Annotated in this window: 13 protein-coding genes; 3 read left to right on the top strand and 10 right to left on the bottom strand. The window is 28.0% G+C overall.

What is annotated here, in order from left to right; translation table 4 throughout:
- Positions 1-6: 6 nt before the first annotated feature.
- The 4 genes from PWA39_RS02100 to PWA39_RS02085 form a co-directional block, all read right to left on the bottom strand.
- A complete protein-coding gene (locus tag PWA39_RS02100; RefSeq protein ID WP_240534018.1) occupies positions 7-390 on the bottom strand; it encodes a restriction endonuclease subunit S in 384 nt (127 codons plus the stop codon).
- Positions 387-1,169, bottom strand: a complete 783-nt coding sequence (locus tag PWA39_RS02095; protein ID WP_075949686.1) for a restriction endonuclease subunit S domain-containing protein — start codon at positions 1,167-1,169, stop codon at positions 387-389. The genes PWA39_RS02100 and PWA39_RS02095 overlap by 4 nt, the downstream gene beginning before the upstream one ends.
- Positions 1,169-3,850 carry a type I restriction-modification system subunit M gene (locus PWA39_RS02090; RefSeq protein WP_069099414.1) on the bottom strand — a complete coding sequence of 894 codons (2,682 nt, stop codon included), beginning with the start codon at positions 3,848-3,850 and terminating at the stop codon, positions 1,169-1,171. Before PWA39_RS02090 ends, PWA39_RS02095 begins: the two co-directional genes overlap by 1 nt.
- Positions 3,851-4,223: 373 nt before the next feature.
- Complete coding sequence (locus tag PWA39_RS02085; protein ID WP_069099413.1) at positions 4,224-5,888, bottom strand: Mhp366/Mhp367 family surface (lipo)protein; 1,665 nt, start codon at positions 5,886-5,888, stop codon at positions 4,224-4,226.
- A 166-nt stretch (positions 5,889-6,054) separates the two neighbouring features.
- On the opposite strand from PWA39_RS02085, the gene PWA39_RS02080 reads away from it, so the two are divergent.
- On the top strand, positions 6,055-6,573 hold the full coding sequence (locus PWA39_RS02080; RefSeq protein WP_081311143.1) for a hypothetical protein: 519 nt from the start codon (positions 6,055-6,057) through the stop codon (positions 6,571-6,573).
- 34 nt (positions 6,574-6,607) lie between these two features.
- Positions 6,608-7,291, top strand: a complete 684-nt coding sequence (rnc, locus tag PWA39_RS02075) for a ribonuclease III (protein ID WP_069099412.1) — start codon at positions 6,608-6,610, stop codon at positions 7,289-7,291.
- Here the strand turns inward: rnc and PWA39_RS02070 are convergent.
- Positions 7,251-7,817 (bottom strand): DUF402 domain-containing protein, encoded by a 567-nt coding sequence (locus tag PWA39_RS02070; protein ID WP_069099411.1) that lies wholly within the window; start codon positions 7,815-7,817, stop codon positions 7,251-7,253. The genes rnc and PWA39_RS02070 overlap by 41 nt on opposite strands.
- Before the next feature lie 74 nt (positions 7,818-7,891).
- Here PWA39_RS02070 and PWA39_RS02065 point away from each other — a divergent pair, with 74 nt between their 5' ends.
- Positions 7,892-8,755: an ECF transporter S component gene (locus PWA39_RS02065; RefSeq protein ID WP_069099410.1), complete on the top strand. Its 864-nt coding sequence runs from the start codon at positions 7,892-7,894 to the stop codon at positions 8,753-8,755.
- On the opposite strand, the gene metG is transcribed toward PWA39_RS02065, so the two are convergent.
- The 5 genes from metG to rsmH form a co-directional block, all read right to left on the bottom strand.
- Entirely contained in the window at positions 8,752-10,293 is a 1,542-nt protein-coding gene (gene metG, locus PWA39_RS02060; protein WP_069099409.1) for a methionine--tRNA ligase, read from the bottom strand. The two genes, PWA39_RS02065 and metG, sit on opposite strands and share 4 nt — an antisense overlap.
- Complete coding sequence (locus tag PWA39_RS02055; protein ID WP_069099408.1) at positions 10,286-11,056, bottom strand: tRNA1(Val) (adenine(37)-N6)-methyltransferase; 771 nt, start codon at positions 11,054-11,056, stop codon at positions 10,286-10,288. Before PWA39_RS02055 ends, metG begins: the two co-directional genes overlap by 8 nt.
- A complete protein-coding gene (locus PWA39_RS02050; RefSeq protein WP_069099407.1) occupies positions 11,046-12,053 on the bottom strand; it encodes a nicotinate phosphoribosyltransferase in 1,008 nt (335 codons plus the stop codon). The genes PWA39_RS02055 and PWA39_RS02050 overlap by 11 nt, the downstream gene beginning before the upstream one ends.
- Before the next feature lie 202 nt (positions 12,054-12,255).
- On the bottom strand, positions 12,256-13,236 hold the full coding sequence (locus PWA39_RS02045) for an FtsZ/tubulin family protein (RefSeq protein ID WP_069099406.1): 981 nt from the start codon (positions 13,234-13,236) through the stop codon (positions 12,256-12,258).
- Positions 13,237-13,268: 32 nt separating this feature from the next.
- Entirely contained in the window at positions 13,269-14,159 is an 891-nt protein-coding gene (gene rsmH / locus PWA39_RS02040) for a 16S rRNA (cytosine(1402)-N(4))-methyltransferase RsmH (RefSeq protein WP_069099405.1), read from the bottom strand.

The following is a 14,159-nucleotide window of genomic DNA, read 5'->3' as shown; positions in this document are numbered from 1 at the left end:
ATGCACCTAAATGAACATTTCATTTAATAAAGTTTTTTTAATTTTTTGAAAATAGGCAATTTTTTGCTCATACGCAAGAATTAGTGAGTCAAAAGTTTCAAAAAGTTGCGAAATTTTTTGTTGTTCAGCAATATCAGTAGTGAATTTTACCTCAATTTGGCCCATATCAATAATTTTTAGAGAAGGAATAATACCATTTGTGACATTTCTTTTCGTTTGAAATCCAATTGCAATGGCAAAAAATTCGCTTTCAGGATATTTTTTTGATTTTAATATTCCACAAGAACCTGTTGCAAAAAATTTTCCTTTTCGAAAATTAACAACTCCAGCATAACCAGCGGTCGTTCATGTCAAGACATTTTCAGCCAAAAACTCTTTATAATAGCCTAAAATCCCGTGATTTTCTGTTTGTGATGAGTAAACCGGGTAGATGTATCCGCTCTCTCTCTCTCTCTCTGTGTGTGTGTGTGTGTGGGTCTAGTTTTTATTTGGTTTTTCGTTATTGATTCGCCTCGGGAAAGCTCAAATAAATTTTTGACTTGATCAGTAATTCAGGTTGATTCGAAACCTTTGAATCTAATTGAAGGAAAATCTGAACTAAAATTAGCAAACATTTTATTAGTAAAACCATTTTTAAGATTTTTCAGAAGGTTCATTTTTTCTTCAAGTTTATTAACTAAGTTTTCAAGTGTTTCAAAAAGTTGTGAAATTTTTTGCTGTTCAAGTCAACCTGGTTGAAAAAATGTAAAATTAACAAAAAGGGGAAGTCAATGCCTGCCATGATGTCTTACGTTGTATTTAATTTTTTGTAAAATTAAATAATGAAAGTAAAGATTATCTTTTGGATTTTTATTGATTAACAATTTAAGTGCAGAACTTCTAACTTTGAAATCAAAATCGATAAACCGAGATTGAGTTGTAAAATCATCAAATAAAATTATTGGTGAATTTTCTGTTGCTTTTTTTATATTTTTTATGTCTTTCACATAACCAAGCACAAAAGTTTTTCCCGGAGTTAAAACGGGAATTCCATGATTAAAATATTTAGTGGATGACTCGATATATTTTCATGATTGTTCGTGTTTTAAAGCATCGCCCAATCTTTTTTTAACTCAAGGCTGATTAAATCCTTCTATTCTAATTTCAGGAATATTTTTATTTTTGGACATTAATTTGCCTTCAAAATATTAGACAATTTTTTAATAGCTTCCATGTCTGCGGGACTTCCCTCAAGCTCATCCAAAAAAGTAGACATTTTTGTTTCTAAATCAGAAACTTTCTTTTGAATATCAACAAAAGTGTGCTTATATTTGTTTAATATTTCGGATATTCCTGAGATTTGCTCATCAACGAATTCTTCACTTTTTTCCTTAAAGTTTTGAATAAACTTTTCTCATCATTTTGAAATTAACAAATCATAAAAATCTTTTTCATTCAAATTCAAATATTGATTGTAGGAATTATTAGTTAAATCATTTTTTAAATTAGTTAAATCTTTTTTTACTTTTTCGATATCTGAATATTTTTCATTAATTTGAATTATTAAAGATTCAAAAGAATCTTTTTCTCTTGATTCTTTTGAATCTTTAAATGTTTTAGCTAATTTTTTAATGCCACTTTGAATTCAAGTGTTTTTCTCATCGTTATAAATTTCATCAGTTTTATCTTCGTCACTAATTATCTGGTATAGCTCTTTTATTTCAGACTCAAATTGATCAATTTGATCTTGAACCTTATTTAATTGAGCAAAATCATCTGGGAAAAATTTTTGCTCAATTAAATCATTGCTAAAAAGTTTAGATTTTCATGACTTAATTCTACGAGAATCTTTCTCTTTCTGATTAACGCTATCAACTGATTCAATTTGATCATTTAAAAATTCTTTGATATCTAGGCTGCCAGAATCAGAAAAATTTTCCCGTAAAAGTTCTAAATCTTCCTTGACATTTTCAAAATTATCAATTATAATTTGGTAAACATCATAAGTATCAATTAATGGAAACTTTAAAGATGAAAAAATGTACTCAGTTATATCTTTTTCTAGCTGAATTAAGTTAATGTTTTTAATTGAATTAATATCAGATACTTTACTTTGGAAAAAATTGATAAAGTCACGCACTTTAGTTTCAAATGATTCTAGATAATTTTGAAAATCACTGTCATTATAAATAATATTTATATAGTCCTGCGAAAGCAAATCGTAATAATCGCTGTTTTCCTGGTTTTCTTTAAACATTTTTTCCTTGATTTGAGGGAAATTAAGGAAAAAACTATCAAAACGTTTTAGTTCTTTTTTGCTAATTGAGCCAAAAACTAATGAAAATAGGTCATGTTCTTCTTCTTTTTTTGCAGTTAGTTCAACATATCGTGAAATGTTTAAATTAAAATTATTTTTTTCTATTTCTTCAAAACTAATTATTTTTGAAATTTCAGTTTCAAGACGATGGTTAACAATATCAGCAATTTTTTTGATATGTGATTTAGCAAAGCGGTTATTTTTTCCATCTTTAACAAATAAATTTGATGCATCAACAAAAAGAATATCATTCTTAAAACGATCTTTTCTTAAAATGATAATAACAGTTTCAATCCCAGTTCCATAAAACATATTACCCGGAAGACCAATTATAGCGTCGATTTGCCCTTTTTCAACTAGTTTTTTTCTAATTTGACCTTCGCGACCTCCTCGAAATAAAACTCCGTGAGGCAAAATAACTGCACCAATTCCGTCTTTTTTTATGTGATATAAGTCGTGTAACAAAAAAGCATAGTCTGCTTTGTTTTCAGGCGGCTCTCCATATTCTTCAAATCTTTCTGTATGACCGGCATTTTTTGGTTCTCATCTTTGTGAATATGGTGGATTTGAGACAACAGCATCGACAGTTAACAATCGATATGTGCTAGTGTCTTCATTTTCAAATAAAGGTCAATCATCTTCCAAAGTATCTCCTCTACGAACATAGATTTGATCGGAATTTATGTTTGACATAATTAAGTTCATTCTTGTTAAATTATAAGTTTCGTTTTTAATCTCTTGAGCATAATAAGTGATTGAACTTTCGCTATATTTTTTAAATTCTTGACCGATGTTTAACAGCAGACCACCTGAACCACTTGTTGGATCATAAATACTAATATCTTTGCGGTCTTTTAAATAAAATGCAACTATTCGTGAGATTAAGTCGCTTACCTCATGAGGTGTATAAAATTCGCCAGCTTTTTTTCCAGCAGTTGAGGCAAATTGAGCAATTAAATACTCATAAATAAAACCTAGAACATCGTATTGTTGCCTAGTAGTTGGAATTTCATTGATAGTGTCAATAAGTTGAGAAATGACTTCAGTTTGTTCTTTGGCATTTGGTGCGAGTTTTGCCAAATCAGTTTCAAATTTAGAAAATAAACCTTTAAATAATGAAGCATGAGAAGACTTTTTAGATTTATTAACTATTTCATTAACTCCATCACTAAAATCCTTAAATGCACCTTGAAAAGCTTTAATGTCAAATTTTTGTTTATTTTTGACTCAAGAATCAAATAAATTCCGATGCTGGATAAAAAATCCATTTTTGTCTTTCAATGACTCTATTTTTCTATCAACCACTCCCCAACTTAAGACCCCAGTATTTCCAAGGTCAATATCACTACGGTCCAATTGATCATCCAAAAGATAGAGATCATCCTTATCAAATTCCTGACTAATTAAATATTCAGTCTGTTTTTGACATAAAAATTTGTATAAAAGTAAACCTAAAATATAGTCCTTATATTCATAGGCCTCAAGATTTTTTCGCAACCTGTTGACACCATGTCAAATTTTTGCACCAAGTTGCTGCTTAGTTATTTTACTCATAAAAACCACCTGTAAATTAAAAAAATTATATCATATTAAGGAATTTTCATAACTTTTTCCACATAAAGTTTACAAATGTCATTTTGCAAATTTTCTTTTTTTCTTTAATTTAGCCCAAAAATAAAAAAAGAAACATAGTAAAAAATACTAATTTACTGGCTTGTACAAGTCATTTTTATTTTTTTTATTTTTTTTCTTCTTTTTAAAAAAGTTGTGGTATAATTAATGTCGATTTCATATATATTATGAGATTTTTAAGATAAGTAAAAATATTTTAAAAATATTGGTTTAATTCCCATCTCATAATAATTCTAGCAATCGGTGCGCCGGTATGAAACCAAGCGTAAGTTTAAATTAAAAAACTTACGCTTTTTTATTTTTTATTTACAACAATTTTTTCGTTTTGAATCGCAGTAAATCCCCTCTTTTGACTAGAAGGGTAAAATTCTTTTATTAATTTTGTTAAATTAAAATCTTCAGTAACAAGAGGAATTCCACCTGATAATGAAATATTTGTGTTTAATTTGTCATAATAATTTTTTTCTATTCGTGAATTATTATCGTAAAAATTGTTGATTAAGCCAAATCCATTAATAAATTGGAGTTCACCTTTTTCGTTAAAAACTCCTGAACCAGAAGCGCCAGGCCCGTTGTTTGTATAAAAATACAATGATAAGCGTGAAAAATTTTGTTGAGGATCAGAAGCATAAACACCCTTGAAATTATTTTTCATAGGTTTTGACTTTGGTCAAAAAAGCCCTACATTAAAATCGTAGGTTGAATCGCCTTTTTTTCAAACTTTTTCTGAAATTTGAACAGGTTTTTCTTTTACCATTTTTTCTCAGAAATCAATAAAATTTTGATAAGTTGCTAGAAAATTTTCAAATTTTGATTCAATTGAATTATTTTTAGCACTATTAGGGTCAGGTATTGTTTGATTTTGTTGAATTTTTGCTAAGATATCGGCTTTATTCTTTCTGTAAAATTTAGCTAATTCTTTTAAATCATCAATAAACTTTTTGTATTTAAAATAAAAAACTCCAAGATCAAATTTTTGATTATCAAAATCAGAAGGAATTTCAAAATAATCATTATAGAAATTCATAAGAAATTCTAAAATTTTAACTTGATCAAAGTTACTAATTTTTTCCTCATAAATTTTTTTTACATAAAAAAGTAATGCAATATTATCCCTGTCGAGGCTATAAATTTTTCCATTTTGATATCATTCAAGAAAATTTCCACCTAAGGTATTTCAGAATCTTATTTTTTGGCTCTTAATTTCGAAATTTTCATCGTTGTATTTATAACTTTCCAGTGGTCTTAAAACGTGATTATTTGTAATTAATAATGTTTTTTCATCATTAGAATCTAATATTGCAGCAGTTCCGGTCTTAAATTTTACGTTTTTTTGGTAAATTCAATCAAATTTATCGGAATTATTTAAAGGTTGGGCATATGCGCCAATTCTATTAAGTTTAAATATTTGATTTCGAGCTTTTGAATCAAAAATTGTAAATTTTTGATTCAAAATATTAGCTTTAAAGTTATTATTTTCTTCAATTAAATTATCAACTAAAGGATAATTTAAGTCATAAACTAATAAATTATTATTTTTTGGGCCAAGAAAATTTTCATCACTTTCTTTTGTGACAAAGTTATTTTCAGTATTAAATTTAAAGCGCTCATAGCCTTCAGGAAAAATAACGTTATTTTTTGTTATTTTTTCAAGATCTAAAAGAGAAAGTTGTTCAAAATAACTTTCTCTTTGCCCATATTCTTGGCTTAAATCTTGATTTTGATCACTAAAAAAATCATTAAATTGGTCAATTTCGGCTAAGTAATCTTTGCTAAATTTGTCTTCACTGTCATCTTTTTTGTCTTTGTCTGATTCAAGTAGTAAATCAATGCCACTAATTTTTTTTACAGGGGCCACCGGTTGATTTAAATAATTGTAGGTCAAAAAAGCAGTAACTGAAGCTGCGCTTACAAAAAATAACGCAAAAATTGAAAATAAAATCTTTTTTTTCCTTGTCATGGCTCCCTTTATATTAATGGATAATTTAATAAATTATATATAAAAATACTAAAAAGGCAAAAATAAAACATAGAATATGAGGCAAAATAAAACATCAAAGTCCGAAATATGGTACAATTTAGTTAATTTTTATTTTATTAATATATTATTAAGAGAAAGTATTTTAATGAAAAAAAGCATTTTTTTGACTTTTGTGGCTTTAGGTTTTTTAGTTTCTTGCGGGGATACTAAAATAGAATTTAGTCCTATTAATTCAAAACCAGGTTTTCAAGATGAAGTTAATCCCAAAAAAAACCCTTATCGTCTTGAACTTGTTGATGAAAATTATTCCTATTCAGACTTTAAGGCAAAATATCAGCAAATTTTTAAGCAAATTAAAAGCAAAAATGTTGATGAATTTCCTTTTGCTTGTGATAATGGCGCAAAAAATTGTCTAAAAGATCAAGAAATTAATTATCTTGTTATAAAACAATTAGTAAAAGATAAAATTCTTAATTTTAGCTCTATTAGTGATTTACCTTTCCCTGAAAATATCCCTAAAATACAGGTTAGTTTTATTTCAATGATGTCAAAATTTTTTGATGAAGATAAAAAACTTACTTTACATCTCGAATTTGGCCACTTTCATTCAAGTCAACCACACATAATTCAAGATCAACACTTTACACTAAACTTCAAAAAATAAATATTAAATTGTCCGTAATTTTAAAAGGAGAACAATGCAATCTAATAAAAAAATTCACGAATTTTTGCAAAAATTAGATATTAAACCAAATTCAATAGACATTTATATTCAATCATTAACACATAAAAGTTACAACTTTACAAATCCCTCAACACCGCATTATGAAATGTTAGAATTTTTGGGAGATTCGGTAATTAATTATGCTGTAACTCGGGCAATCTATGATAATTTTTATAAAAATGAAGGTAATTCAACTAAACTTCGTGCGGTACTTACCTCTACAAATTATTTAGCTAAAGTTTGTCAAGATTTAGGTCTAATTGACCTTGTATTCTTAGGTAAAGGCGCATCAGAAATTCGTGAAAATAACAAGTTAAAAGCTGATGTTTTTGAAGCATTTTCAGCAGCAATTTTACTTGATCAAGGCTTTGATAAACTTAATGAATTTTTGGCAAAATATTTGTATAATGGTGTAAATTTTGCATGCGAAAAAGAGTACAAAGACCCAAAGTCAATTTTTCAGGAAAAAATTCAGTCTTTTTCTTCGCTTAGCAAAATCAATTATTTGCCAACCCGCCTTGCTGATGGAACTTTTCGCGTTGACCTAATTTGGGAAGAAAAAAAATACGGTATTGGCTACGGAAAATCTATTAAAGAAGCAGAATTTAATGCTGCAACTAACGCACTCAACATTTTTGCCGTTGACACAGATCAATAAAAACTTGAAGATACTCGTTACTAAAGAATGATTTTTTTTGCAAAAATAGGAGAAATATTTTACTAATTTCGTTTGAAAGTATGCCTTCTAATTTTGCTGGATAGTTCAAAATTTCCTTATTTTCAAGGAATTCTTCCCGGTCAACAATATCAAAACTTTTTTTATTATAAATTTTAATATCGATATCAAAATCAACAAATTTGATTGTATTTTCTTCAAAAATAAAATCTGAAGCTAAATTTATATAGTAATGATAACTAAAATGTTGACCTGGTTTAAAAGTAATAATTGCATTATGCATTGTTTTTTTTGGAAAAACAAAAATAGTCGGTTCAGAAAAACGTCATGATTTTGTCCCATATTTTTTCACAATGCTGCCATTTAAACTAACAACAACATGAGTAAGTGAATTTGAAATTACTCTTGCATTTGATCACTGACGATACAAAAAGCCATTATATTTATAGGCTTGAATGTTGATTATTCTTTCTGGATAAAGTTCTTGAAACGAGTTTTTTTCTATCATTTTTTTCATCCTTTTTTTATTTTTAAATTATAATATTTTATACTAAATTTTTATTATAATTTACCATTAAAACAATGAATTTAACAACATTTAAAGCAAATATTAAAGAATTTTTCAGAGTCAACCATAAAATATTTCGATTTACAAGCTTTGAACTCGTAATTTCAGGATATTTAATGGCGATGTTTTTAGTTATTGCTTTTATATTTAAAACTAGTCTTCCACGTAGATTTAACATAGCATTTGAACTTCCATTTTACGTTTTGATAGGAATAATTTTAAGTTGGTTCAAAGGTGCGATTGTTGCTTTTACGTTCGATTTTGGAAAACTTTTGCTTACAAGTCGCGTTTTTTTCTGAACCCCAGAATATGGAATTGTTCCGATTTTAGTTGCAATTTTCTCCTCGCTGGCTTTTAATTTTGCAAATAAAAATAAAAAAGTATTAATTTTCTTATTAATTTTAACTTATTTAATAACTTTTTCGGTATTTATTTTTTATTTTTTTATGAGCGAGTCTGAAATTCAAAGAGTCGCAAAAGATTGAAAAAGACTTTTTAATAAAAAATTAGTGCTTTTACTAATAGGGATTTTTGGTGTTATTTTATTAGCATTTACAACATTTTTGGTAATTTTATATTGAAAAAAACCGACTCAAAAATTTAAAAATGCAATAATAACGCTTTTTGTCCTTGGTATTTGCTTTCTCGTTTTTCGTTGATTATGACATCCGTTTGCATTTGTGCAATATTATAATCGTTTCTTGAATCGAAGTGGAAGAGATAGACTTATTGAAAATTATTTTTTCTTTTATTTAACACCAATAATTCTAAAATCAACAGTTTCATTTCCAATTTATTCACTTTTTTTGATAAACATAGTGCCATTAATTCAATTTTTAAACGATAAACATAATTTTCGCTGAAAATTTGGTTATTAAGATTTTTTTCTTGGAAAAAAAGGTTTTTCCAGTTTTTCAAAAATAATATTGTCAAATTTGTCTAATTTTGTAATTAATTCAAAACTTGTGGTTTTTATTCCTAAAAAATCAATAATTTTTCCGACGGTTTTAGGCATAACAGAGTTTAGACATGCTGAAATCGTGTAAATTCCATTTAAAACTAAAAGTAAACTTGCGCCTAATTTATCTAAGTTTTTTTCATTTCATAATTGTTTGATATCAAAATAACCGTTTAAATTTTTTGCTAGCTCAATTATTAGTTTAAAGCCTTTTTCAAGCTGAAAATTTGACAAATTTTCGGAAAATGAGTCAAAAATTACCAAAATTTTTTCATAATAACTAATATCAGTTCAGTCTAAAACTTCAATTTTAAATTTTAAACCGTTATTAAAATATTTCAAAACAAGCGCAATTGTTCGACTAATTAAATTTCCATATGTGTTGACAAAAAATGAATTATATAGACTTTCTAATAATTTTTTGTCAAAAATACTATCATTTTCGGCACTTATTTGACTTACAAAATAAAATTTAATAATTTCAGCATCAAATTCATCAAGTAATTCAAGAGGATTAATTACATTTCCTTTTGATTTTGACATTTTTCCTTCAGGAGTTATGAGTCAGCCGTGAGTCAAAATTGTTGATGGCAATCGGAAATTTAATGATTTTAAAAAAATTGGCCAATAAATACAGTGAAAACGGGCTATTTCTTTTCCAACAACATGAACAATTTCTTCGGCCTGGTTTCAAAAATTTTCAGTCTGTGGTGAGTCAATATTAATTTGGTCGTCAAAAATTGATAAATAACTAAAAAGAGCATCAAGTCAAACATAGATAGTTTGGTCTTGAAATTTTTCAAGATTTATTCCTCACTTTAAATTTTTTCGGCTAACGGATAAGTCCTCTAGACCTTTTTGGAAAAAATTTTGTCTTAGCTCGTTTGCGATTTTTTTGTCAGAAATAAAATTAGGATTAGCATCTAAATAATTTTCTAGCCATTTTTGGAATTTACTGATGGCAAAAAAATAAGAATTTTCTTCGACTAATTCCATTTTTGCACCGCTGACTGGGTGAAAAAATTCGTTGTTTTTTTCGATACATTGAACTTGAGATAAAAATTCTTCGTCACTTACAGAATAAAGTCCTTGATATTGACCTTGAAAAATGTCGTTATTTTCGTACATTTTGTAAAAAATTTTTTTAACAAAATTTTTGTGACCTTGACTAGTTGTTCTTAAAAAATAGTCATAATCAATGCCAAATTTTTGCCATAAAATTTTAAATTTTTCAACGTTTTTATCAACAAAACTTTGGGGATCTAAACCTGACTGGGCTGCTAGACGACTTATTTTGTGACCGTGTTCGTCAGATCCTGTTAGCATTAGTGCGTCAAAACCTTGCATTTTTTTAAAATTTCTGAGCACTCATGCCAAAGTTGAACTATAAAGATGACCAATATGGAGATTTCCGCTAGCATAATAAATAGGAGTTGTGATGTAAAATTTTTTAGCCATTTTTAACCTTTCGGGCTACATAAAGTTTCTGAATTTCTTTGCGATAAACATGTTCATTTTTATTATTAGGGTGTAAATATAGATTATGTAGGAATTGAGTTCCCCATTGCGCATTAAAATCTGATTCAATCAGAACAAATTTGGGACTAGACCCCACTCTTGCCATTACAAATTGAACACGCTTTGGCTCAAATCGACCCTGACGCAAAAATTCTATCACATCAATAAATCTCTCGATTGGTAAAACCAATGACAGTCTTCCTTTGTCTTGAATAATTTTGCCTGCGCCGAGAATTAATTGCGATAAATTAAGGCTAAATTCATAGATTGCATTTTTAAATTCAGGGCTAACATTGCGGATTTTTTTGGTTCCGACTTTAAAATAAGGAGGATTAGCAAAAATTAAGTCGTATTTTCGTGACTGTTTTTTATTATGTTCAACTCAAAACTGATTAAAATCAGCACAAATTAGATTAATTTGACTTTCTTTTTTATTGATTTCAACGTTTTTTTTAGCTAAATTAATGGCTTTTTCATTAATTTCGATTGCATCAATAATTAAGTCTTTTTTTCGATGAGCAACAAAAATTGCTAGTGCACCGTTATTTGTTCCTATTTCAAGTGCTAGTTTTACTTTTTTAGTTAAGGTGATGAAATTTCCTAGCAAAATAGTATCAACTGAATAATTAAAGCTTGTCTTGTCTTGTCAAATTTTGAGGTCATCATTATAACCCAAATTATTCAATTCAAGATTATTTTTCATATTCAAAAGTTATTAATTTTGAATTTTTACGATAAAAACGACCGAATTTAGCTAGCTTTTTGCCATTTAACACGGTTGCATCAGCACTAAAATGATTTCGAATTTGAAGCATATACTCACCAACGCCGTATAAGTCAACAGGGGCGTTTTGTTCTTCTAATTCTCTAATTTTCATAGGGTTTAGACCTGATGAGGCGATAATTTTTACGTGTTGACCGTTGTTTTTATCTAGCTCTTCACGTAGTTTTTTTATTAATTTTGCATTAATTCCAAAATCGTCTTTTTTAGGATCTTCGAACATTTGATCAGCAATATTTGAAGAAGTATCAACTCTGACTCCAGCTAAATCTTGACCAAATTCAGCCAAAACAGCTAAGGATTCTTCAATTACATTGTTGTTAAAATCTACAAGAGCTACAAGTGGTTGGTCTGGGAAAATTTTACGGTAAGCCTGCGAAGTTTTAATAAGATCGCCGTCAAAATTTTGAATTAAAGAGTGAGGCATTGAACCAAAATTTTTAGTAGCACTTTTTCCTGACTGAGCTAAATTGCTAAATATTGAAATACCGCCTATTTTTGCTGCTTTTCCGTCAATTTGGTGCATCAAATAGTGATCAGAACGATCGGCCATAAAGATTATTTCTTTATCATTTGCTGCTTTTTTGCATAAATAAGCATTTGTTGCTATCGAAGTTGAGCGAGCTAAAATTCCGTCAATAATTCCTTCAACATGACCAAAAAGATGCAAAGGACCCTCTAATTCAAGAACTATTTCACGTTTTTTTACACGGCTTCCATCTTTTAAATAACGAATTTTATATTTTTTATAGTCAGTATTATCTACTAAAAATTTTAAAACTTCATCCATTCCGCCAATAACGGCAAAATCTTTACGTTGGAAAAACTGTAAAATAACAATATTTTTCGGATTAAATTTTGCAAGTATTTTTTGACTATCAAGAAAATAGTCAGATATATATTTATTGATTTTTGACATAATAATTTAGTTGATAAAATAATAGTAAAACTACAATATTATTATACTATATTTCCGTCGATTTGGCCATAAAAAAAATTTTTTAAAAAAAATAATACAAAAACACCTTTTTGTTATAAAATTTTGTTTGCGTACTAAATTTTATAATTTTTAAAGGTGTTTTATAAGCATTTACTAAAAGTTTAAATCAAAATCAATTTGCTTAGAAAATACTAAATTTGTTATCGAAGGCAAGATTTAATTTTGCTGCTTTTTTGCTTTCATAACTATGCTTTTTTTGACTTGCAATTATACCAATTTCAATTTCTTTATCTAATTTTGTGTTTGTATACACGCCATAAGAAAATTTTAAGTCTGGTTTGAAATTTTTTCTAATTGTGTTAAGAACATCGTTAATTTCGGTTTGTAAAATTGAATTATTAGCACTAATTGTAATTAACATTTCCTCGGAAGATGAGAGATCAAATTCGACAAAATGGTTTTTAAAGGCATTTTCAGTTGCAACTATTGCCCTATTTGGACCAGTTTCGCTTGCATATCCGACAAAAACAAAGTTATTATTGGATAAAATTGACTCGATTATAGAACTGTTAACGTGAATTAATGCATTTTGTTGACAAATAGCTTTTGTTAGAATTGAAATTTTCTTTTGAATAGTAAGGACTATTAATTGAAGAACATTTTCAACCATAAGACTCGGAAAAGTTAAACTTATTTCCTCTGGTGAAATTAAAATCAATGAATCAACAATTTTTTTTAGATTTTGAAGCACGTCAAAACTTGTTTCTCGTCTAAATTTTGACTCATTTTCAGAAGGATTTGTTGCTAAAACTATTATAATTATATTCATTTTTTGAGCAATTTCAGCTACTTCTAAAATTGCTCCTGATCCAGTTGATCCGCCTAATCCGACAATCAAAAAGAGAATTTTGACCCCAGCAAGAATTGATTGAATTTCTAAACTTTTATCTTTTACTGCTTGGTTTGCTTTTTTCCAGTCATATCCAAAATTTGATTGACTAAGAATTAGTGAATTTTGGTCGCTAAAATTGAAATTAGAATATTCATCGCGTGAATTTATAAAAAATTTTGGAAAGTTAGCTTGATCTAAATTGATGTTTTGAACAATTTTAGATCCAAAATCACCTAATCCCATTAGCATAATTTTACTACATCTTTCCATAGTATTTTTACCTATTTTTCAATTTATCTTTTCTATGAATTTTTAATTAAAACTCGTAATTTAGCTGATTTTGCTCTTGGATTTAGCAAAACTTCTTCTGGTGATGGTCGAAAAACTTTCGTTGAGAATTCTGGATCGCCTTTTTTAAAAAAATCTTGCTTAGATTTGCTAACTAAATTTAAAAATGCATCTTTTACTAATCGATCCTCTAGCGAATGGAAGCTAATAATTAAAACTTTTGAACCGTGCTTTAAGAATTTGGGTAACTTTTTTAACAACATTTGCAGAGATTCAAGTTCGTTATTTACTTCAATTCGCACAGCCTGGAAAACATTTTTTACAAAGTTTTTTTTAGATAACGCCAGTGCTGGAATAACTTTTTTGACAATCTTAGTAAGATCAAAAGTGGTTTTCAAAGGTCTATTTTCAATGATTGCTTTTGCAATTTGCCGTGCAAATTTTACTTGTCCGTATTTGTAAAAAATCTGAACTAGTTTTTCTTCAGAATATTGATTTAAAACTCAAGAAGCATCAAGAGATTGACTTGTGTCCATTCTCATATCTAAATTGCCATCTTTAGAGTAAGAAAAGCCACGCTCAGGATTATCAATTTGAGGTGATGAGACACCTAAATCAACAATAAACCCGTGTATATAATCAATTCCTAATTTTTCTAAGTGATAATCAAAATTTGCAAAATCTGAACAAATAAAATTAACATTTTGACTAATTGCAGTTAATTTAGATTTAGTTTCGTCTATGGCTTGGATATCTTTATCAAAAACAATCAGTTTCCCCGTTGTTAATTTTTCAAGAATCGCCTTGGAATGTCCGCCACGTCCTAAAGTTAAATCAACATAAAATCCTTCGGGATTAATTTCAAGAGCTAAGATAACTTCTTCTAACAAAACTGGAATGTGCAT

The sequence above is a fragment of the Mesomycoplasma ovipneumoniae ATCC 29419 genome, from assembly GCF_028885435.1.
GTDB lineage: Bacteria > Bacillota_I > Bacilli_A > Mycoplasmatales > Metamycoplasmataceae > Mesomycoplasma > Mesomycoplasma ovipneumoniae.
Note: the sequence above shows the minus strand (reverse complement) of the source record. Positions and strands in the feature narration are given on the sequence as shown.